Origin of the sequence: Microbacterium sp. 22303, from assembly GCF_052045265.1 — a bacterium.
In the GTDB taxonomy this organism is placed as follows: Bacteria; Actinomycetota; Actinomycetes; order Actinomycetales; family Microbacteriaceae; genus Microbacterium.
Genome location: NZ_JBQEOQ010000002.1, coordinates 778,249 through 799,909, shown reverse-complemented (window position 1 = coordinate 799,909; position 21,661 = coordinate 778,249). Strand labels below are relative to the sequence as shown.

Here is a 21,661-nt window from a genome sequence, read left to right as displayed (position 1 = left end):
TCGACCTTTCGCCGACGTCGCTGGCCGACGCCCTGCACCCCGAGGGTTCCAGCCCCACTAGGTTAGGCTTGCCTAAGCAGCCCTTCCCGAACGGAACCCCATGCCCTCCGCCCCGCTTCTGCGCGTGCGCGATCTCACGGTCACGCATCGCGGCGCGGGCGATCCCGCGGTCCGCGACGTCTCGTTCGATGTGAACGCCGGCGAGGTCGTACTCCTCCTGGGCCCGTCCGGATCCGGCAAGTCCACGCTCGCGCTCGCGCTCGGCGGGCTGATCCCGCACTCGCTCGACGCCGAGATCACCGGCACCGTCGCGGTCCGCGGCCATGAGACCGCCACCACGCCCGTCGCAGAGCTGAGCCGGGATGTCAGCACCGTGTTCCAGGATCCGGATGCGCAGATCGTCACCGGATCCGTCCTGGACGAAACGGCGTTCGCGCTCGAGAATCTGTGCCTGCCCGTGGACGAGGTGCTGGAACGCACCGAGCACGCCCTCCGCCGCATGGGCCTGTGGGAGCGCCGCGACGAGAATCCCGACCGTCTGTCCGGCGGAGGGAAGCAGCGTCTGGCGATCGCCGCCGCACTCGCGACGTCCGCCCCGGTGCTCATCCTGGACGAGCCCACGGCGAACCTCGACCCGTCCGGCACCGCCGAGGTGCATGCGGCGCTTGCGAGCCTCGCCGGGCCGACGCGCGCGATCGTCCTCGTCGAGCACGACCTCGACGCGGAGTGGTTCCTGAGCCCGCGGAGCACGGTCGAGGCCGGCTTCGCGACGCGCGCCATCGTGCTCGACGACGACGGAAGGGTCGCCTTCGACGGCCCCGCCGCGTCGATTCTGCGCGACCACGCCGACGAGCTGGTGGCGCTCGGCGTGCGCCTTCCCACGGCCGCCCTCGCCGCGCGGCGGCTGAACGACCGGCTGCGGTCGCTCGGGACGGATCCGATCGCCCCCCTTCCGCTCACGGCCACGGAGCTCGCGGCGGCGCTGCGGACTCTGGGGGCGGACGCGCCGATGTCCGAGACCCCGTCGATTCCGGCAGCACGACCCGGCTCCGGCGTTCTCACGACCGGATCGGCGGAGTCTCATCCGGTCGATACGCCGGAGCCGGTCATCGCCGTGCGCGGCCTGGACGTCGCCCGCGGGCGAACGCCGATCCTGCGCGGTATCGACCTCGACATCGCGCCCGCGTCGATCACGGCCGTGATCGGGCCGAACGGCGCGGGCAAGTCGACGCTCGTGCAGGCGCTGGCCGGGGTGGTGCCACCCCCGCGTGGGCGTGTCCGGCTCCTGGGCCTCGACCCGGCGACCGCGTCACCGCGCACCCTGGCCGCACACATCGGCTTCGTGTTCCAGAATCCGGAGCACCAGTTCATCACGCACACGGTGTTCGACGAACTGGCGCATGGTCTTCGGGTGCGTCGCACCCCGCCCGAGGAGATCGCCGAGCGCGTCGGGGCGATGCTCGATCGGTTCGGCCTCGCGGACAAGGCCGACACGCACCCGTACCTGCTCTCGGGCGGCGAGAAGCGCCGGCTCTCGGTGGGCACCGCGCTCATCACGCGCCCCCGCATCCTCGTGCTCGACGAGCCGACGTTCGGTCAGGATCTGCGCCGCACCGACGAGCTGCTCGCTCTGTTCCGAGAGCTCCGCGCCGACGGCACGACGATCGTGCTCGTGACGCACGACCTCGACCTGGTGGTGCGACATACGACCCACACGGTGCTCGTCGAGGGCGGCACGGTCGTTGCCGCCGGCCCCACCCCGGCGCTCGTGCGCGATGGCCTGATGCCGCTTCCGACGGCATACGCGGCGGTCCCGCCGGCGCTGCGCCGGCTGCTCACCGACGAGGACGCGGCCGTCGCCGGAGCACCCCGCGCAGAGACGGCCCAGGCCCCACCGGCCCCGGCGGCGGCATCAACCCCGGCGACCCTGCCGGATCGACCTTCCCTTTCGGCCGCGACGGATCCGTACGCCGAGCAGCCGTCGGCACCGGCGCGCGCCTGGCTGCACGGCCTGAATCCGCTCGCCAAACTCGGAGCGGTGCTGCCCGCGATGGCGCTGCTGCTGTTCGTGCGGGACCTCGCGACGCCGCTCGCATTCCTGGTGCTCGCCTACATGGTGCTGTTGACGGGCGCGCGACTGACCGCGCGCATCTGGGCGGTGCTGCTGCTCGCGATCCCCGCGGGGATCCTCGTGCTGGGGCTGTCCATGGCGCTGTGGACGGATCCGGCACAGGTCGCCGCGACCCCCGCCGTGCTGCAGATCGGCGCGTGGCAGCTGCACGCCGGCGCGCTCGAGGCCGGGTTCGCGACGGGACTGCGGCTGGCGGCGATCCTCGCACTCTCGCTCATCTCCGGCCTCACCACGACCGGGCCGGACGTGGTGCGTGCGGGCGTGCAGCAGCTGCGGATCCCGTACCGGATCGGCTACACGGCACTCGCGGCGTACCGGTTCGTGCCGCGCTTCGGCTACGAACTCAGCGTGATCCGTGCGGCGCACCGGGTGCGCGGCACGCACGGCGGGCGCGGGCCGTTCGCCCGGATCGCACGTGGCTGGGGCTACATCGTGCCGCTGCTGGCGAGCGCGATCCGGCATGCCGAGCGGGTGGCGCTGGCCATGGACTCGCGCGCCTTCGGCGCGCATCCCACCCGCACCGAGCGGCACGAGGTGCCGTTCCGCGCGCGCGACCTCCTCTTCCTGATCCTGATGCTCGCCGCCTCCGCGGTTCTCCTGGTCCTGACGTGATCCGGTTTCGAAGCGCGCAAATGGCTCCATACACGGCGATTTCGGAGCCATTTGCGCACTTCGAAACACAGATGAAAGGTTTCCGATGGCATACAGCAAGATGGTCAAGCCGGCCTCGGCCGGGCTCGTCCCCCTCACCGTGCTGCGGACCGAGCGGCTCGCCCCGCACTGGATCCGCGTCACCCTCGGCGGCGGCGAGATCGAACGGTTCACGCCGATGGGCTTCGACCAGTGGTTCCGGCTCTTCCTGCCTGTGGGCGGCGAGGCGGCGCTGAGCCGAGTGCCGGCCAAGGCCAACCACACCCTGGGGTACCTGAAGTTCCTCCGGATCCCCGACGGCGAGCGCCCGGTCATGCGCAACTACAGCGTGCGTGCGTTCCGCCCTGCCGCGGCCGAGGCCGGGGCAGAGCTCGACGTGGACTTCGTGCTGCACGGCTCCGCCGCCGACGGCACCGCGGGCCCGGCCTCACGGTGGGCCGAGACCTGCCGTCCGGGCGAGCACGTGCTCGTGATCGATGAGGGGCTCACCTTCAATCCCGAGCGCGGCACGGACCGGGTGGTGCTCGTCGGCGATGAGACTGCTCTGCCCGCGATCGCCGCGATCTGCGCGTCGCTGCCCGCGCATGCGACCGGATCCGTGCTGCTCGAGGCGCCGTCGGCGGAGGACGCGCTGGACTTCCCATACCCCGACGGCATCGACGTGCAGTGGTTCGTGCGCGCCCCCTCCGACCGGCCCGGCGTGCTCGCTCTGGCGGCACTGCGCGATCTGGCTCTCCCCGAGACGCCGTTCCACGCCTATGCCGCGGGAGAGCAGGCACTGGCTTCCGGTGCGCGCAAGCTTCTGGTCGGCGAGCGCGGCGTCGACAAGGGGCAGGTCAGCTTCTGCGGCTACTGGCGGATCGGCTCGTCCTCGCCCGCCTCCCGCGCGGCGCGCGAGACGGCAGCGGAACCGCTGGGCTGATTCCCTCCCGAACCGCCTCGAACCGCCGACGTCGCGCATGGGGCGCCGAAGGCGGTTCGATCCGGTTCGGACCGGCAGCGGACTCAGGCATCGAGCCCGCTCAGCTGATCTTCTTCTTGTAGATGGCGATCGCGAAGCCGTAGGCGACCACGAGGATCCCGACCATCCAGGCGAGGGCGATCCAGATGCTGGATCCCACCGGCTGCTCGTTGAAAAGCGCGCGGATGGTGTTCACGATCGACGTCACCGGCTGGTACTCGGCGAACCAGGCCACCGGACCCGGCATCGATGAGGTGGGCACGAACGCCGAGCTGATGAACGGCAGGAAGATGAGCGGGTAGCTGAAGGCGCTCGCGCCGTCCACGGTCTTGGCGCTCAGACCCGCGATCACGGCGAGCCAGGTCAGCGACAGGGTGAACAGGATGAGGATCCCGACCACGGCCAGCCATGCCCCGACCGAGGCCCGGGTGCGGAAGCCCATCGCGAACGCGACGCCGACCACGATCGCCACGGACACGATGTTCGCGACGAGCGAGGTGAGCACGTGCGCCCAGAGCACGCTCGATCGGGCGATCGGCATGGACTGGAAGCGCTCGAAGATGCCGCCCTGCAGGTCGAGGAACAGCCGGTACGAGGTGTACGCGATGCCGGAGGCGATCGTGATGAGCAGGATGCCCGGCAGCATGTAGTCGATGTACGACTGGTCGGATCCGGTGTGGATCGCCCCGCCGAGCACGTAGACGAACAGCAGCATGAGCGCGATCGGGGTCACTGCGGTGGTGATGATCGTGTCGGGGCTGCGCAGGATGTGCTTGAGCGAACGGCCGGTGAGCGTGCCGGTGTCGCTGAGGACGTGGCTGGTCATTTCACTGCCTCCTTCTTGGTGTCAGGCCCTTCGACGGGCTCAGGGGCCGGGCCCGCGGACGGGCCGACCAGGGCGAGGAAGACCTCCTCGAGAGTGGGCTGCTTCTCGACGTACTCGACCTTCGCCTGCGGCAGGAGGCGCTTGAGCTCGGCGAGCGTGCCGTTCTGGATGATGGTGCCCTCGTGCAGGATCGCGATCCGGTCGGCCAGCTGCTCCGCCTCGTCGAGGTACTGCGTGGTGAGCAGCACGGTGGTGCCGCCCTTCGCGAGCTCCTTGACGGTGTCCCAGACCTCGATCCGCGCCTGCGGGTCGAGGCCCGTGGTCGGCTCGTCGAGGAAGATCACCGGCGGATTGCCGATCAGGCTCATCGCGATGTCGAGCCGGCGCCGCATGCCGCCGGAGTAGGTGCCCGCACGGCGTCCGCCGGCGTCGGTGAGCGAGAACCTGGCGAGCAGATCGTCGGCCACGGATCCCGGATCCTTCAGGTGCCGCAGCTTCGCGACGAGCACGAGGTTCTCGCGGCCGGTGAGGATCTCATCGACCGCGGCGAACTGGCCGGTGAGGCTGATCGCGTCGCGCACGTCGTTCGGTGCCGAGGCGACGTCGACGCCGTGCACGGTCGCGGATCCGCCATCGGCCTTCAGCAGCGTCGACAGGATCCGCACCAGCGTGGTCTTGCCGGCGCCGTTCGAGCCGAGCAGGGCGAAGATGCTGCCGCGCTCGACCTCGAAGTCGACGCCGCGCAGGACCTGCAGGTCCTTGAACGCCTTGGTGACGCCCTGCACGCGGATCGCGGGGGCGGTGAGGGTGGTCATGGTCACTTCTCCTTCCGGGCGGCGTCGTCGACCGCCTTGTTGAGGCGGGTGCGCTCCTTGTCGAGCCACACCTTGCCGTTGTAAGCGCGGGCGAACGTCTCGGCGAACTCGGCCGGGTCGTCGCCCACGATGTCGCGCACCGGCGTGCCGTCGGCCGCCGCGCGCTCCCAGAGGTCGGCGAGGTCGCTGAGCATCGTCACCATGACGTCGCCGTCGGTGATGCCGCCGGCGATCATCAGGTAGCGGTCCGTGGCCTTGGCGACCGTGCCGTAGGGCTCGGGAAGGGCCTCGATGCGGGCCTTGTACTGGCGGTACTGCTTCTTCTGTTCGAGGGACCCGGTGAGGGCTTCGATCCACTTGGCGGCCATGTCAGGCTCCTTCATTCGTGTCGGTCGTGCTGCTGTCGGTGTGGCGGAGCTGTTCGATGTGCTCTGCGAGGAAGCTCCAGGTCCTCCAGAACTCGGCGAGCTGATCCCGCCCCTGCGTGTTGAGCGAGTACACCTTGCGCGGCGGACCCTTTTCGGACGGGACCTTCTCGACATCCACGAGGCCCCTCTGCTCGATCCGCACCAGCAGCGCGTAGACCGTGCCCTCCGCGATGTCGGAGAAGCCTCCGTCCCGCAGCCGCGTGGTGATCTCGTATCCATAAGCCGATCGCTCGGCCAGGATCGCCAGGACGATCCCCTCGAGAGTGCCCTTGAGCATCTCGGTCATCTGACTCGCCATCGCGATCGCCTCCTTCTTCTACTCAGTGATGTTGACTACCGGTAGACAGTAACACTGAGTACCGGTACATAGCAACACTGAATACCAATCTTTTTCAACCAGCCTTCGACGACTGAAGGACACCGGTCGAGAAACGGAGAACGCCCTCGGATCCGAGGATCCGGGGGCGTCGATACCGACCGTCGAGACTCGCGCTCAGACCCAGTCATCGGCATGCAGCTGGCGCACGCCGCGATCATGCAAGAAGAACTGCGCCCGCAGCGGAAGCCCGAGCGCCGCCGCCTGACGTCGCATCGCCCGCGCCCAGATCCGGACGTCATCCTCCTCGCCACCCACGACGTCGCCGCCCGGCCGCTCCCACACCAGCACGACCGCGGCGTTGCCGGTGAGCTCCCGGAGCAGGCCCATCCGATGCGCGAGCAGCTGCGCCTGGCCGATCTCGCCGAGGTCTTCCACGACCACGGTCTCGAGCGGATCGCTCGGGTAGTCGGCCATGGGCATCATGGGCTCGCCGAGCCGGCCTCTCCCGTCGATGAAGAGCAGCCACATCTGCCGCTGGTTCGCCTGCTGGAGCAGCAGCTCCAGCGCATCGCGAAGGTCGTCGTCGCTTTCGAGCACCTGCTCGCGCAGTGATTCAGGATTCATGCCGCCCAGCCTGGCGAGACGGCACTGCGCCTGCGGGCCTGTTCGCGCAACCGGTGCGGAACTCCGCGCGCGCCCCGCCTGTGCAGGACGATCACCGAAAGAACACCCCCGGATCCGGAGATCCGAGGGCGTTCCTTTCACGCGTCAGGCGATCAGCGCTTGCCAGCGATCTGACGTCCGACGAGATCGCGCATGATCTCGTTCGTGCCGCCGTAGATGCGGTGCACGCGGGCGTCGGTGAAGGCCTTCGCGATCGGGTACTCCATGATGTAGCCGTAGCCGCCGTGCAGCTGAACACCCGTGTCGAGCACCTCCCACTCGCGCTCGGTCGTCCAGAACTTGACCTTCGCGGCGTCCTCGGCCGACAGCTTGCTGTCCTTGTAGGCGAGCAGTGCGCGGTCGACGTAGGCCCACATCACCTCGGTCGTGGTGACCATGTCGGCGAGCCGGAAGCGGGTGTTCTGGAAGTCGGCGATGCGCTCGCCGAACGCCTCGCGGTCCTTCGTGTAGGCGATGGTCCACTTCGTCGCCGCCTCGGCCGCGGCCGCCGCCGCCACGCCGATCGAGAGGCGCTCGAGGGGAAGGTTCATCATCAACTGGATGAAGCCCTGCCCCTCCTTGCCGCTGATGAGGTTCTCCTCGGGGATGAACACGTCGGTGAAGCTCAGCTCCGCCGTGTCCCAGCCGTGGAAGCCCATCTTGCTGAGCTTCTTGCCCTGGTCGAAGCCCTCCATGCCCTTCTCGACGATCAGCAGGCTGAAGGCGTCGGGGCGGTTGCCCTCACCGGTCTTGACGAAGGTCACGACGATGTCCGCCGTGGTCCCCGACGAGATGAACGTCTTGGCGCCGTTGAGGATGTAGCCGCCGTCGACCTTCTTCGCATTGGTCTTGATGCCGCGCAGGTCGGAGCCGGCACCCGGATCGGTCATCGCGAGCGCGCCGAGCACCTCGCCGGTCGCCATGCGCGGCAGCCACTTCGCCTTCTGCTCCGGTGTGCCCATGTGCACGAGGTAGGGAACGGCCAGATCGTCCTGGATCCCGAACGCGCCGGCGAGCGATCCCGCACCGGCCGCGATGACCTCTTCCATCACGATGGTGCGGAAGCGGTAGTCCTGCAGCATCCCGGCGCCGCCGAACTCCTCGGGCACGGAGAGCCCGATCAGTCCCGCCTCGCCCGCCGCGAGCATGGTCGCGCGGTCGATCTCGCCGGCCGCCTCCCAGCGCTCGATGGCCTCGTTCGTGACGTGGCGCTTGATGAAGTCCTTGACCAGGTCGCGGAATGCCTCGTGGTCCTCGTCGTAGATGTCGCGTTCCATCGCGCTCCTCCAGATCGTGTGTGCGTCTTCGCTCTCGCGATCCTATGCGGAAAATCGCGGATCTCGGCGCAGATTGTGGGAATGCATCCCACTGATGGTGAGACTCGGTGTCACGATTTGTGCGATCGCTCCAGCGGCGCCGAGGGGCGCTGGAGGCCCGCCTTCGCCGACGCGCGAACAGGCGCGGCAACGCAGACCGACGATGCCGATCAGCCCAGGTACGCGGGAGCTGCGGCGAGCCCGAAGAACTGCTCGAGCGTGACGTAGCCCCCGTCGTGATACGCCGTCGCGAGGGGTACGCCGATGTAGCGGAGGTGCCAGGGCTCGGGATCGTATCCGGTCACCGGTGTCTGGCCGGCGACGTAGCGGACGATGAAGCCGTACTGCCAGCCGTTCGCGGCGACCCACGCGCCGGCCGACGTGCTGCCGAAGGAGTCGATGTCGCCGCAGCCACCCGCGCACGAGACCACATCGGCGGCGAGGCCGGTCTGATGCTCGCTGTGGCCGGGGCGGGCGGAGAGGGCATCGCCGTGCGCCTGGCCGAATTGAGCGATCTGCCCCGAGTACGTCTGCACCTGGGTGTCGTACGAGCGATAGCCGCTGGCGAGCGCGATCGAGCCGACGCCTGCCGCATCCGCCGCGGCGGAGAGCTGGTCCAGGGCGTGCGCCGTGTCGGAGCGCAGCGATCCCGCTCCGTCGACGGAGAGCGCAGGATCACCGAGGGAAGTCGGCGCGTAGGTCACCGGGTTGAGCGGCCGGGTCTTGTTCACCACGACCCAGTCCCGGCTCGGGTCGGCCAGGTCGATGCACGGGGCGTTGCCTGCGGCGACCGCGTCCCGGAACGCCGCGCCGCCGCCGAATGCCGTCACCACGGCGTCGTCGCCGCCGGACGCCAGCGCCTGCTGCACGCCAGCTTGCGCGCAGGGGTTCGCCGCCGGCGTCGCGTGCAGCTGCACGGACGGGAGACTCGTGGCAGCCTCGGGCATCGTGATCCCGGCCGGCTTCGGATCCGCCGCGGCGTGCCCACCAGGGCCGGCCTTGGCCGAGCCGTCCGCAAGCGCCCAGAGCGCACCGATCAGCGCGACCGCCAGCCCGAGGATGACGAACAGCCGGAACGTCACGCGCGGATCCATGCGGCGCGCGCGAGTCGGGTGCCGCGGGTCTGCCACGGGTCCATTCTCACCGGCGGACCTGGACATCCGCGACATTCGAAGTTTTTGACGATCTCTTCTTGACTCTTTATCGTTGTTATGTTCGAATACTGCTATGAGGTGGCAAGGGCAAAGGGTCGACGAGACGGACGCGCAGGCGCTGCCCGGCATGGAGAACCGCACGGGGTTCCTCCGCACCGTGACGACGCCGGAGTTCGCGGGCATGACGTTCCACGAAGTTCTCGCGAAGTCGGCGCTGAACCATGTACCCGGCCCCTCGAAGATGCCGTTCGACTGGACCGTCAACCCGTACCGGGGATGCAGTCATGCGTGCGTCTACTGCGTCTCTCCCGACACGTTGATCCTCTGCGGCGACGGGCGGCAGAGGCCGCTGCGCGATCTCGACGTGGGAGATGAGATCTACGGAACCGAGATCCACGGCGCCTATCGGCGATACGTCCGCACACGAATCCAGGCGAAGTGGGCGACGCGCAAGCAGGCATACCGGATCACTCTGGCCGATGGCACCGAACTCATCGCCAGCGGCGATCATCGGTTCCTCACGGACCGTGGGTGGAAGCATGTCACGAATGCCGAGCAGGGTCAGCGCCCGCACCTCACCACGAACAATCGCCTGATGGGGTTCGGCACAGGTGTTGTCGATGCACCGAACCGCGACGGGGAGTCGTTCCGTCTCGGGTATCTCTCGGGGATGATCCGCGGCGATGGGATGGTCTTCCGGCGCGCATATGACGACGGTAAGCGGGTCCGGAAGATGAACATGTTCCGGCTCGCATTGGCCGACGCGGAAGCGTTGGAACGCTCGCGTCTCTTCCTCGACAAGGAAGGCGTCGAGGTCCGTGAGCGCGCATTCGCCGCGGAGACACCGACCAGGCGTGCGATGAACGCGATCCACACTGGTGTCGCTCACTCGGTCGATCGCATCGAGAGCATCGCGACGGGATCGTGGCCGTCTGACCACGAGTGGTGCGCAGGCTTTCTGTCCGGTGCCTTCGATGCCGAGGGAAGCTGCTCCCGAGGAGTGCTTCGCATCGCGAACAAGGATCCCGAGTTCCTTGATCTGCTCTCGACCGCGATGACCGCCTGGCAGATCCCCCACGTCATCGAGCCTCCGCGCCCCAATGAAGTTCGTTCGGCCCGCGTCGTCGGGGGACTTCCGATGCGTCAGCGGTTCTTCGCCGTCACGCAGCCTGCAATCAGTCGAAAGCTCGACATCGAAGGCACCGCCGTCAAGACCGTCGCGGACCTCCGCGTGGTGTCGATCGAGCCGTTGGACAGGGAGCAGGACCTGCTCGACATCACGACGGGCACCGGCGACTTCATCGCCAACGGCGTGATCAGCCACAACTGCTTCGCCCGGGGCACGCACACCTACCTCGACCTGGACGCGGGGCGCGATTTCGACTCGCAGATCGTGGTCAAGGTGAACGTCGTGGAGACGCTCGAGAAGGAACTGCGCCGCGGATCCTGGAAGCACGAGACGGTCGCGCTCGGTACGAACACGGATCCATACCAGCGCGCGGAGGGGCGTTATCGGCTGATGCCGGGGATCATCCGCGCACTGGCCGATTCCGGGACACCGTTCTCGGTGCTCACCAAGGGCACCCTGATCCGCCGCGACATCCCGGTGCTCGTCGAGGCCGCCGCCCGGGTGCCTGTCGACGTGCAGCTGTCGATCGCGATGTTCGATGAGACGTTGCGCGAGGCGATCGAGCACGGGGCACCGTCCACGCAGGCGCGGCTCGACACGGTGCGTGCGCTCAGCGATGCCGGATTCAGGGTCGGGGTGTTCCTGATGCCGATCCTGCCGCACCTCACCGACTCTGTGAACGCGATCGACGACGCTCTGCGACGCATCAAGGAGTCCGGCGCCGACCACGTCATCTACGGGGCACTGCACCTGAGGCAGGGCGTGAAGCCCTGGTTCCTGCAGTGGCTGTCGCAGCACCGGCCCGATCTGCTGTCGTCCTACCGCGTGCTGTATCCCGGATCCGCGGCCGAGGCGCCGAAGGACTATCGCCGGTGGCTCGCACGGCGAGTCAAGCCCCTGATCCGAATGCATGGGCTGGAGGCGCTGCACTCCGACGATCGCCCGTCGCGGGGCAGCAGAACGGCTCCGGAGCGCGCGGTGCGCACCCCGGAGCCGTCATCGACCCTGTTCTGACCATGGCGCCGGCTCAGAGCGGCGACGGCTCAGAGCCGTGGCGAACTCAGAGCCGTGCCGAACTCAGAGCCGTGGCGAACTCAGAGCCGTGCCGAACCGGCAGGTGGAACCGGGCTCAGTACCAATTCGTGGCCTGCGAGTGACCCCAGGCCGAGCACGGGGTGCCGTAGACGCTGGAGATGTAGCCGAGGCCCCACTTGATCTGCGTGGTGGCGTTGGTCTCCCAGTCATCGCCGGCGCTGGCCATCTTGCCCCCGGGCAGCGCCTGAGGGATGCCGGTCGCGCCGGACGGGTTGTAGGCCTGGTAGTTCCAGCCGGACTCCTTGTTCCACAGCGAGTTCAGGCACTGGAACTGGTCATCGCCCCAGCCGTAGTCACTGGCCATGATCTGCTGCGCGGCGGCACGGGCACCGTCCGGAGTGTTCGCCGCAGCCTGCGCCTCGGCCGCAGCCTGAGCGGCAGCGGCGGCCGCAGCAGCCGCGGCATCCGCCGCCTGCTTCTGCGCGACGGCGTTGTTCAGGTTGGTGCGGACCTCGGCGACCTGCGACTCGACCTTCTCGGAGTAGTCGGCGACGGCCACGGCGAGCGCGGTGTGCACAGAGCCCTTGTGCGATGCCGCGTCCGACAGCACCTCGTGCGCCGAAGTCAGGCCGGTCGCGTCGACGAGCTTGCGCGCCTGGCCGAGATCGAGGCCCGAGGCCTTCACATCGGCGTTCACGGATGCGGCGTCGGTCATCGCGGTCTTGGCGGTGTCGAGAGCCGCGCGCACCTGCGCCTGCTGGTTGTAGGCGGTCACGTCGTCGACCTGTGCCAGGGCCGGAGAGGCGGCGGCGACGGTCGGGGCGACGAGCACGGCACCGCCGACGACGAGGGCGCCGAGCACGGCCGTCGCGCTCACGATGGCGACGGTCTTACTGCGGGCAGAGCGGAAGAACGGGTTTCTTGACATGACGAAGTAACGATCCTTGAAGTCTTCAGCGCCGCTCGGGTAGCGACGTCAACGCCTCGGGTCGGGCGTACAAGGTAACGATCCTGCATCACTGTCCCTGGGAGCCCACCGAGGATCCCGGGATCCTGCAAAATATTTTGTCCGAATTCTCAGGTTTCGATTTCGTCGCCGATCTCCTCCGACGAGCCGCCCCTCGGGCCGCTCGATCCGTGGTGTCGGAGGTTGCGAGTAGCGTCGCGGGATGGTCACGCTTCGCCCCTGGCAGCCCGAGGACCGGCCGTTGCTCGACGCCTTCAACACGCCCGCGATGACGGCGCACCTCGTCGCGACCGAGAGCGGGGAGGAACTGGAGCAGCGGCATCTCCGTTACCTGAAGGACGACCTGCCCGGGCGCATGCTCATGATCGTCGACGGATCCGAATCCGTGGGAACGATCGGCTACTGGGAGACCCTCGAGGGCGGTGAGGTCGTCTGGGAGACCGGCTGGGGAGTGCTCCCCCAGCACCAAGGGCGCGGGCTGGCCGGGCTAGCCCTCCAGGAACTCCTCGCCGTCGTCCGCGCGGACGGACGGCACGACGAGATCCATGCCTACCCCGCCGTCGACAATGAGCCCTCGAACGCGCTCTGCCGCCGTGCGGGGTTCACGCTGCGCGCGACCCGGCGGTTCCCGTTCCGTGGCGAGGAGCTGCTCAGCAACGACTGGGCGCTCGTGCTCTGACACGTTCCCCGGCTGGGCCCCCGGGTGCACGGAAGGGCCGGGAGTGCGGCTCCGGAATCATCCGGACCCGGTGCTCCCGGCCCTTGCATGTGATGGCGCGGCGCGCGGCCGCGCGGCGCTCAGGACGTGAGGTCTGCCGCCGACGGCATGCGACCGGCGATCTCCTCGATGACGTCGTCGCCGAGGCGGGCCTCCTCGAAGGGGGCGTCGATCTCGGCGCGGTTCAGCAGCTCCGTCATCCTGCGGCCACGCGGACGGGTGATCAGCGTGACGACGCGACCCGCGTTGCCGGCACGGCCGGTGCGGCCGGAGCGGTGCAGGTACGTCTTGTACTCGTCGGGCGCATCGGCCTGCACGACCAGGTCGATGTCGTCGACGTGGATGCCGCGCGCGGCGACGTCGGTCGCGACGAGCACGTTCACCCGGCCGGAGGTGAGCTTCTGCAGGTTGCGCGTGCGCTTGGCCTGGTTCAGGTCGCCGTGCAGCGAGACCGCGGGGATCCCGGCGTCCTCGAACTGCTCGGCGAGCTGCTCGGCGAAGGCGCGAGTGCGAGAGAAGACGAGCGTGCGTCCGTCGCGGTCGACCAGCGAGGCGAGGATCTCCGCCTTGTCCCGGTGCTCGATCACGAGCACGCGGTGCTCGATCGTGCCGGAGTCCTGGGTCTCACCGGCCACCTCGAACACGGCCGGGTCCACGAGGAACTCGTCCACGAGCGCGGCGACCTCGCGGTCCAGCGTGGCCGAGAACAGCAGCTTCTGGCTGCCCTCCCCCGTCGCGCGGAGGATCCGCTGCACCGGCTCGACGAACCCGAGCTCGCACATGTGGTCGGCCTCGTCGAGCACGGCGATCCGCACGTCGGAGAGATCGAGCTTGCCCTGGTTGATCAGGTCCTCGATGCGGCCGGGCGTGCCGATCACGATGTCGACGCCCTTCTTCAGCGCGCCGACCTGGCGCGCCTGGGGCACGCCGCCGTAGATCTGCGTGGTGAACAGGCCGACGCTGCGCGCGATCGGCTGCACGGTGCGGTCGATCTGCAGCGCGAGCTCACGCGTCGGAGCGAGGATGATCGCCTGCGGCGCACGACCGAACTCGCGCTTCTTGCCCTTCTGCGCCTTCAGGATGCTCTCCACGAGAGGAGCGCCGAATGCGATGGTCTTGCCGGATCCGGTGCGCCCGCGGGCGAGCACGTCGCGCCCCTCGAGCACGGCGGGAATCGAGGCCGCCTGGATCGGGAACGGCGTCGCCGCGCCCATGTTCGTCAGCACCTCGACGATGTTCGATCCGAGTCCGAGATCGCCGAAGGTCACGTCCGCGACCTCTTCGGCCTTCACGGTCTGCGCCTCGAGGCGCTCGTGCACGACATCCTCGACCTGCTCGTGCTTCGGACTGCGATCCGCGGTGCGGTTCCAGTCGCTGCGGCTCGGTCCGTCGGTACGGCGAGGGCGGTCGTCCCGACGCGGACGATCGTCGCGGCTCGGGCGCTCGGTGCGGTCGAAGCGCGGGCGCTCGGCCCGGTCATCCCGGCGGGCGCGGTCATCACGGTCGAACCGCGGGCGGTCGAACGACGGGCGACCCGCGCGGTCGTCGCGGTCATAGCGTGGGCGGTCGTCCCGCTGCGGACGATCGCTTCGGTCGAAACGCGGACGGTCGTCCCGCTGCGGACGGTCGCTTCGGTCGAAACGCGGACGGTCATCACGCTGCGGACGATCGCTCCGGTCGAAACGCGGACGGTCATCACGCTGCGGACGATCGCTCCGGTCGAACCGCGGACGGTCATCACGCTGCGGACGATCGCTCCGGTCGAAACGCGGACGCTCGGTCCGCCCGGCGCGGTCGTCGTACCGGGGACGGTCATTCCGGTCGAAACGCGGACGGTCATCCCGCTGCGGACGCTCATCGCGGTCGAAACGCGGACGCTCGGTCCGGCCGGCGCGATCGTCGTACCGCGGGCGGTCATCGCGACGGGAACGGTCGTCCCGGTCGAAGCGGGGGCGGTCATCCCGGCGGTGCGGTGCGTCGATGCGTCCCGATTCGGCGCGGTTGCGGATCGAGCGCGACTCGTCGCGACCGGCACGCTCCTGCGCAGACCAACGCTGCTTCGGCGCACGCTCGCCCGCCGCGGTCTCGGGGCGGTAGCCGCGGTGGCTCGGGGAACGGCTTCCGGGACGCGAGTCCACGCGCCGGTCGGCGCGGGCCGGACGGGCGTCGCGGTCGAATCCGCCTCGGCCGGACTCGCCGTCGCGGGCGGGGCGCCCCTGGTTGTGGCGATCGTGGAAGGAGGTCTTCTTCGCGTAACGCGGCTCGAAGTTCGCCGAGGGGCGTCCACCCTTGGGCTTGTGGTTCTTGGGCACGGGTATGTCCTTTGTCTGGTTCTCGCACGAGAACAGCACCCCGCCGCCCTCGTAGGGCGCGGGGATACCCGGGCAGTCGTCGGCCGGGGGCCATTCATGTGATGGATGAAGCGTTCGGCGATGTCCGCCGAACTCACCATCGGCCCCTGGGCTCACACGTTCGCACACATCCGCGCCCGACGGGGATCCCGTGGGGCTGCGGTTGCCCGAAGCCGACGCTTCCACTCTACCGGAGTCACCTGGGAACCCGCCCGGCGCCCCCGCCGCTCTACGATGGCGGCATGACCACTCCGACCGGCGTCCAGGTCCACCTCGAGGCAGACGGCGTCCGCGCGCAGATCTCGCAGGTCGGCGCGTCCCTCCGACACCTCGTGGTCGGCGAGACCACGGTCGTCCCGCCCTACCCCGACGACCGTCCGGCGCCGTCGTGCTCCGGTGTCGTCCTGGTCCCGTGGCCGAACCGGATCCGCGACGGCATCTGGATCGACGGCGACGAGACCCGGGCGCTCGCGATCACCGAGCCGAAGCTGAACAACGCGATCCACGGGCTGCTGCGCTACACGGCCTACGAGATCGCCGAGCAGAGCGACGCGAGCGTGCTGCTGCGCGCGAACGTGGTGCCGCAGATCGGCTATCCCTACCTGCTGGAGACGAGTGTGCGCTACACGCTCGGCCCCGACGGCGTCACCGCCGAGCACACGATCGTGAACCGCTCCGAGGCTCCGGCCCCGGTCGCACTAGGAACGCACCCCTTTCTCACCGTCTCGGGAGCGGATCCGAAGCAGCTCCTCCTGCGCATCCCCGCCGAGACGTTCTTCGAGACCGACGACCGGCTGCTGCCGATCGGCGAATCTCCCGTGTCCGACGGCACCGACCTGCGCGCGCCCCGGCGCCTCGCCGACGTGCAGCTCGACACCGGCTTCGCCACGCTCCATCGTGAAGAGGATGGGCGCGTGCGCAGCACGTTGACCGCCCCCGACGGTCGCGTGGTCACGCTCTGGCAGGGCCCGGGGCTGGACTACCTGCAGGCGTACACGAGCACGAGCTATCCGGGACAGGAGCTCGTGGTCGCCCTCGAGCCGATGTCCGCCCCCGCCGAGGCGTTCAACTCGGGCCGCGGTCTGCGCCGTCTCGCGCCCGGTGAGACCTGGAGGGTGCAGTGGGGTGTGACCCTCACCGCCTGAGCGCATCGCGTGGGATACTCTGCTCGGGAATCATCTTTCCGGCATGCGGATAATCGCGCCCGGATCTCGAAGGAGAGGATCCGCATGGCCGCTGAGAGTTCCACCGGCGTCAAGTCGGTCTCGCGCGTCTTCGATCTGCTCGAGCTCATCGCCGATGCCGGTGGCGATGCCACGATCAGCCAGCTGTCGACCGCCGCCGAGTTGCCGCTGCCCACGATCCACCGCCTCCTGCGCACCCTGGTCGCGGAGGGCTACGCGCGCCAGCTCGCCAACCGCCGCTACGCCCTGGGACCCAAGCTCGTGCGCCTGGGCGAGGTCGCGAACCGCCAGTTCGGCCTGATGGCTATGCCGCAGCTCAAGTCGCTCGTCGCGCGCCTCGGCGAGACCGCGAACCTGGCCACGATCGACGGCGACAGTGTTGTCTACGTCTCGCAGGCTCCGTCCCCGCATGCGATGCGCATGTTCACCGAGGTGGGCGGCCGTGCGCCGCTGCACTCCACGAGCGTCGGCAAGGCGATCCTCGCGCAGCTCGACGACGACCAGGTGCGCGAGATCATCGCCCGCGCGGGCATGCCGCATTCCACGCCGCGCTCGCTCGAGACGATCGACGCACTGCTCGCGGACCTCGCGCTGAGCCGCGAGCGCGGCTACGCGGTCGATGATGGCGAGCACGAGGTCGGCGTGCGCTGCTTCGCGATGGCGGTGCCGAACATGCCGGTGCTCACCGCGGTCTCGATCTCTGGTCCGATGTCGCGCGTCGGCGAGGACTTCGCCGAGCAGGCGATCCCGGTGCTGCGCGAGGTCGTGGCCGACATCTCGGCCGTGACGAACGCGATCTGAGCGCCAACGGGGTCGTCGCGCTTCGGCGCGCCGCGCCTTGACGGATGCCGATCCGTCGTCTTAGGCTGTCGATGTTTTCGGAACACGGTTTCCGTATATCGGAAACAGCGCGAATCTACTGGCGGTAAGGCCAAGGCGACGACGCCTGACCACACAGCGTTGCGCTCCTGAACAGGAGAATGCCCCCACAGGGCAGTCTCCAGGCCTAGGCTCCGTCTCACAGAGAGTCGGCACGGCCTGAGCCGCATCGCACACTGTCGCCGGATTCGAGGAGATTCGCATGACCGATATCGCCGTCACCGTCAACGGCAAGCAGCGTCCGCTCGCCGGAACGCCCGCGCACGCCACCGCTCTGGACTGGCTGCGCGACAACGGTCTCTCCGGCAGCAAGGAGGGCTGTGCGGAGGGCGAGTGCGGCGCCTGCGCGATGCTGCTGGCCACCCCCACCGTCGACGGCGGCACCGCCTGGACTCCGGTCAACGCCTGCCTGGTGCCCGTCTACGCGCTCGACGGCCAGGAGTTCATCACGGCCGAAGGTCTCGGATCGCCCGACGACCTGCATCCCGTGCAGGCGAAGCTGGCCGAGGCCGGCGGATCCCAGTGCGGCTACTGCACCCCGGGCTTCGCCTGCAGCATGGCGGGCGAGTACTACCGGGCCGATCGCACCCCCGTGGCGGACGCTTCGACCGACTCAGCGACCGCCGACGAGGAAGCCTGCCCGGTCCACGATCCCGAGCACGGCCCGAACGGCTTCGACCTGCACGCGCTCAGCGGCAACCTGTGCCGCTGCACCGGCTACCGTCCGATCCGCGACGCGGCCTACACGCTCGGCACTCCCGACGCGGACGACCCGCTGCAGCAGCGACTCGCGCAGCCCGCCCCGGAGCCGGTCGCGACTGACGCCGAGGTCGACGGATCCCGCTTCGTCCGCCCTGCGACGCTCCCCGAGGCTCTGCAGATCCTGCACGACGAAAAGGACGCGCTGCTCGTCGCCGGTTCCACCGACTACGGCGTCGAGGTCAACATCCGCGGCCGCCGCGCCCCGCTCGTCGTCGCGATCGAGCAACTGCCGGAGCTGCGCACCCTGACCATCGCCGACGGGGTCGCCGCCGGCGCCGAAGGCTACGTCGAGATCGGCGCAGCCCTTCCGCTCTCCGAGGTGGAGAAGCGCCTCGACGGCCGGATCCCGCTGCTCGCACAGCTGTTCCCGCAGTTCGCCTCGCGACTCATCCGCAACCGCGGCACCATCGGCGGCAATCTCGGCACCGGATCCCCGATCGGCGACACCCCGCCGGCCCTGCTCGCCCTGCGTGCGAGCGTCGTGCTCGCGTCGGTCGGCGGAGAGCGCGAAGTCGACCTGGCCGACTACTTCACCGGCTACCGGCAGACCGTCAAGCGCCCCGATGAGCTCATCAAGGCCGTCCGGATCCCGCTGCCGCTGGCCAGCACGACCGCGTTCCACAAGATCGCCAAGCGTCGCTTCGATGACATCTCCAGCGTCGCGGTCGCGTTCGCGCTCGACATCGACGGCGGGCTCGTGACTGCTGCGACCATCGGCCTGGGCGGCGTCGCCGCCACCCCGCTACGTGCCCGCGCCACGGAGGACGCGCTGATCGGCAAGCCCTGGAACATCGCCACGGTGAAGGCGGCCGCCGAGATCCTGCGCGGCGAGGGCACCCCGATGTCCGACCACCGCGCCAGCAGCGAGTACCGCTCGCTCATGCTCAACACCGCGCTGCTCAAGCTCTACAGCGCGACCGTCATCGAGTCGAAGGAGGTGTCGGCATGAGCACTCTCGCCGACCGCCCGGAGAACCCCGTCGTCGGCCTGCGGGCCGCGCACGAGAGCGCCGCCCTGCACGTCACGGGTGCGGCGATGTACACCGACGACATCGCGGAGCAGACGCACGGCGTGCTGACGGCCTGGCCTGTGCAGTCCACGAACGCGCACGCCAAGGTCACGATCGACGTGTCCGGCGCGTACGACGTGCCCGGCGTGGTGCGGGTGCTCACCGCCGACGACGTGCCGGGCCTCAACGACGCCGGCATCCGCAACGACGAGCCGCTGTTCCCGAGCGAGGCCATGTTCTACGGCCACGCCCTGGTGTGGGTGCTCGGCGAGACGCAGGAGGCCGCGCGCCTCGGCGCCGAACGGGTGACCGTGGAGTACGAACCGCTGCCGTCCCTCATCACGGTCCAGGACGCGCTCGAGGCGCAGTCGTTCCAGGGCACCCCGCGCACGGTGCAGCGCGGCGACGCCGCCGCGGGCCTCGCCGCATCCGCCCACGTCTTCGAGGGCGTCACGGAGTTCGACGGCCAGGAGCACTTCTACCTCGAGACGCACGCGTCGTTCGCGATCCGCGACTCCGAGGGGCAGTACTTCATCCAGTGCTCCACCCAGCACCCCACGGAGACCCAGGACCTGGTCTCGCACGTGCTCGGGATCCCCGCGAACGAGATCACGGTGCAGTGCCTGCGCATGGGAGGCGGGTTCGGCGGCAAGGAGATGCAGCCGCACGGATTCGCGGCGATCGCGGCCCTCGGCGCCAAGCTCACCGGCCGCCCGGTGCGACTGCGCCTGAACCGCACGCAGGACATCACCATGACCGGCAAGCGGCACCCGTTCCACATCGCGTGGAAGGTGGGCTTCGACGAGAACGGCCTGCTGCAGGCGCTCGACACGACCCTCACCTGCGACGGCGGCTGGTCGATCGACCTGTCCGAGCCCGTGCTCGGCCGAGCCCTCTGCCACCTGGACAACTCGTACTGGATCCCCAACGTGCACGCCTACGGGCAGATCGTGAAGACCAACAAGACCTCGAACACCGCATACCGCGGGTTCGGCGGCCCCCAGGGCGTCTTCCTCATCGAGGACATCCTGGGAAGGGTCGCCCCGGTCCTCGGCATCGATCCCCTCGAGCTGCGCCGCAAGAACTTCTACAAGCCCGGGCAGACCACGCCCTACGGCCAGCTCGTGAAGGACGCGGACCGCCTCGAGACGATCTGGGGCCAGCTCTCGGACGAGGCGGACGTGACCGCCCGCCGCGAGCAGATCGCTCGGTTCAACGAGACCAGCCCGCACGTCAAGCGCGCCCTGTCGATCACGCCGATCAAGTTCGGCATCTCGTTCAACTTCGCGGCGTTCAACCAGGCCGGCGCCCTCGTGCACATCTACAAGGACGGCTCGGTCCTGATCAACCACGGCGGCACCGAGATGGGCCAGGGCCTGCACACGAAGATGCTGCAGGTCGCCGCGACCGCGCTCGGCGTCGATCTGAAGCAGGTGCGTCTTGCCCCGACCCGCACCGACAAGGTGCCGAACACGTCGGCCACCGCCGCGTCCTCGGGCGCCGACCTGAACGGCGGCGCGGTGAAGAACGCGTGCGAGCAGATCCGCGACCGGCTCGCGAAGGTCGCCGGACGCATGCTCGGCGTCGACGAGCGCGACGTGCGCTTCGGCGGCGGCTTCGTGACCGCGCTCGGCGCGCCGGTGAATCGCGTGTCCTGGGGCGAGGTCGTCAAGGCGGCGTACTTCCAGCGCGTGCAGCTCTTCGCGGCCGGTTACTACCGCACCGAGGGCCTGCACTGGAATCCGGAGATCATGCAGGGGTCCCCGTTCAAGTACTTCGCGTACGGTGCGGCGGCGACCGAGGTCGAGGTGGACGAGTTCACCGGCGCCTACCGGGTGCGCCGCGTCGACATCGTGCACGACGTGGGCGACTCGCTCTCGCCGATGCTCGACATCGGCCAGATCGAGGGCGCCTACGTGCAGGGCGTGGGCTGGCTGACGCTCGAGGAGCTGCGCTGGGATGAGAGCGACGGCCCGCACCGCGGCCGGCTGCAGACCCAGTCGGCGTCGACGTACAAGCTGCCGAGCTTCTCCGAGATGCCGGAGGAGTTCCACGTGCGGCTGTTCGAGAACGCGCGCGAGGAGGGCGCCGTCTACGGGTCCAAGGCCGTGGGCGAGCCCCCGTTCATGCTCGCTTTCAGCGCGCGCGAGGCGATCCGCGACGCCGTGGCGGCCTTCGGTCCGGCCGGGCACTCGGTCGACCTGGGCTCCCCCGCGACGCCGGAGGCCGTGTTCTGGGCCGTCCGCGCCGCACAGGAGGCGGCGTCCGCCGAGGCTGGCGCCGCGCCCGCCCCCACGCCCGCTGCGGAGCGCCCCCTGGTCGCCGCCGCCGGCGACTGACCCCCACTTCCGAGTCGTCCCCCT

Annotated in this window: 17 protein-coding genes; 8 read left to right on the top strand and 9 right to left on the bottom strand. The window is 69.5% G+C overall.

Translation table 11 applies throughout. The features are described 5' to 3' along the window. Positions 1-100 precede the first annotated feature (100 nt). Together ACTJI8_RS09330 and ACTJI8_RS09325 are read left to right on the top strand one after the other, a co-directional pair. Complete coding sequence (locus ACTJI8_RS09330) at positions 101-2,743, top strand: ATP-binding cassette domain-containing protein (RefSeq protein WP_440733143.1); 2,643 nt, start codon at positions 101-103, stop codon at positions 2,741-2,743. Between the two features lie 85 nt (positions 2,744-2,828). Then, the gene (locus ACTJI8_RS09325) at positions 2,829-3,704 is read left to right on the top strand and encodes a siderophore-interacting protein (protein ID WP_440733142.1); all 876 of its coding nucleotides are present in this window, start codon (positions 2,829-2,831) and stop codon (positions 3,702-3,704) included. Between the two features lie 100 nt (positions 3,705-3,804). On the opposite strand, the gene ACTJI8_RS09320 is transcribed toward ACTJI8_RS09325, so the two are convergent. From ACTJI8_RS09320 to ACTJI8_RS09290, 7 genes are all read right to left on the bottom strand, one after another. Beyond that, positions 3,805-4,569, bottom strand: a complete 765-nt coding sequence (locus ACTJI8_RS09320) for an ABC transporter permease (protein ID WP_440733141.1) — start codon at positions 4,567-4,569, stop codon at positions 3,805-3,807. Then, a complete protein-coding gene (locus ACTJI8_RS09315) occupies positions 4,566-5,384 on the bottom strand; it encodes an ABC transporter ATP-binding protein (RefSeq protein WP_440733140.1) in 819 nt (272 codons plus the stop codon). The genes ACTJI8_RS09320 and ACTJI8_RS09315 overlap by 4 nt, the downstream gene beginning before the upstream one ends. A gap of 2 nt (positions 5,385-5,386) precedes the next feature. Beyond that, complete coding sequence (locus ACTJI8_RS09310) at positions 5,387-5,752, bottom strand: DUF1048 domain-containing protein (protein ID WP_440733139.1); 366 nt, start codon at positions 5,750-5,752, stop codon at positions 5,387-5,389. A gap of 1 nt (position 5,753) precedes the next feature. Further along, positions 5,754-6,110, bottom strand: coding sequence for a PadR family transcriptional regulator (locus ACTJI8_RS09305; RefSeq protein ID WP_440733138.1), 357 nt, complete (start codon positions 6,108-6,110; stop codon positions 5,754-5,756). Positions 6,111-6,305: 195 nt separating this feature from the next. Next, positions 6,306-6,755, bottom strand: coding sequence for a hypothetical protein (locus ACTJI8_RS09300; protein ID WP_440733137.1), 450 nt, complete (start codon positions 6,753-6,755; stop codon positions 6,306-6,308). 152 nt (positions 6,756-6,907) lie between these two features. Continuing rightward, a complete protein-coding gene (locus tag ACTJI8_RS09295; protein ID WP_440733136.1) occupies positions 6,908-8,071 on the bottom strand; it encodes an acyl-CoA dehydrogenase family protein in 1,164 nt (387 codons plus the stop codon). A 209-nt stretch (positions 8,072-8,280) separates the two neighbouring features. Then, entirely contained in the window at positions 8,281-9,240 is a 960-nt protein-coding gene (locus ACTJI8_RS09290; RefSeq protein ID WP_440733135.1) for a M15 family metallopeptidase, read from the bottom strand. A 97-nt stretch (positions 9,241-9,337) separates the two neighbouring features. Between ACTJI8_RS09290 and ACTJI8_RS09285 the strand changes: the two genes are divergently transcribed. Continuing rightward, the gene (locus ACTJI8_RS09285) at positions 9,338-11,407 is read left to right on the top strand and encodes an intein-containing Rv2578c family radical SAM protein (RefSeq protein ID WP_440733134.1); all 2,070 of its coding nucleotides are present in this window, start codon (positions 9,338-9,340) and stop codon (positions 11,405-11,407) included. 115 nt (positions 11,408-11,522) lie between these two features. Here the strand turns inward: ACTJI8_RS09285 and ACTJI8_RS09280 are convergent, their stop codons facing one another. Then, positions 11,523-12,356, bottom strand: a complete 834-nt coding sequence (locus ACTJI8_RS09280) for a phospholipase (RefSeq protein ID WP_440733133.1) — start codon at positions 12,354-12,356, stop codon at positions 11,523-11,525. A gap of 241 nt (positions 12,357-12,597) precedes the next feature. On the opposite strand from ACTJI8_RS09280, the gene ACTJI8_RS09275 reads away from it, so the two are divergent. Continuing rightward, positions 12,598-13,074: a GNAT family N-acetyltransferase gene (locus ACTJI8_RS09275; RefSeq protein WP_440733132.1), complete on the top strand. Its 477-nt coding sequence runs from the start codon at positions 12,598-12,600 to the stop codon at positions 13,072-13,074. Positions 13,075-13,193: 119 nt separating this feature from the next. Here the strand turns inward: ACTJI8_RS09275 and ACTJI8_RS09270 are convergent, their stop codons facing one another. Then, positions 13,194-15,425, bottom strand: a complete 2,232-nt coding sequence (locus ACTJI8_RS09270; protein WP_440733131.1) for a DEAD/DEAH box helicase — start codon at positions 15,423-15,425, stop codon at positions 13,194-13,196. 281 nt (positions 15,426-15,706) lie between these two features. Between ACTJI8_RS09270 and ACTJI8_RS09265 the strand changes: the two genes are divergently transcribed. The 4 genes from ACTJI8_RS09265 to xdhB all read left to right on the top strand — a co-directional run bounded on the left by ACTJI8_RS09265 (position 15,707) and on the right by xdhB (position 21,637). Then, entirely contained in the window at positions 15,707-16,609 is a 903-nt protein-coding gene (locus ACTJI8_RS09265) for an aldose 1-epimerase family protein (RefSeq protein ID WP_440733130.1), read from the top strand. A gap of 84 nt (positions 16,610-16,693) precedes the next feature. Next, a complete protein-coding gene (locus tag ACTJI8_RS09260; protein ID WP_440733129.1) occupies positions 16,694-17,449 on the top strand; it encodes an IclR family transcriptional regulator in 756 nt (251 codons plus the stop codon). Between the two features lie 280 nt (positions 17,450-17,729). Then, entirely contained in the window at positions 17,730-19,238 is a 1,509-nt protein-coding gene (locus ACTJI8_RS09255) for a xanthine dehydrogenase small subunit (RefSeq protein WP_440733128.1), read from the top strand. Beyond that, a complete protein-coding gene (xdhB, locus tag ACTJI8_RS09250; protein WP_440733127.1) occupies positions 19,235-21,637 on the top strand; it encodes a xanthine dehydrogenase molybdopterin binding subunit in 2,403 nt (800 codons plus the stop codon). The genes ACTJI8_RS09255 and xdhB overlap by 4 nt, the downstream gene beginning before the upstream one ends. The last annotated feature ends 24 nt before the right edge of the window (positions 21,638-21,661 follow it).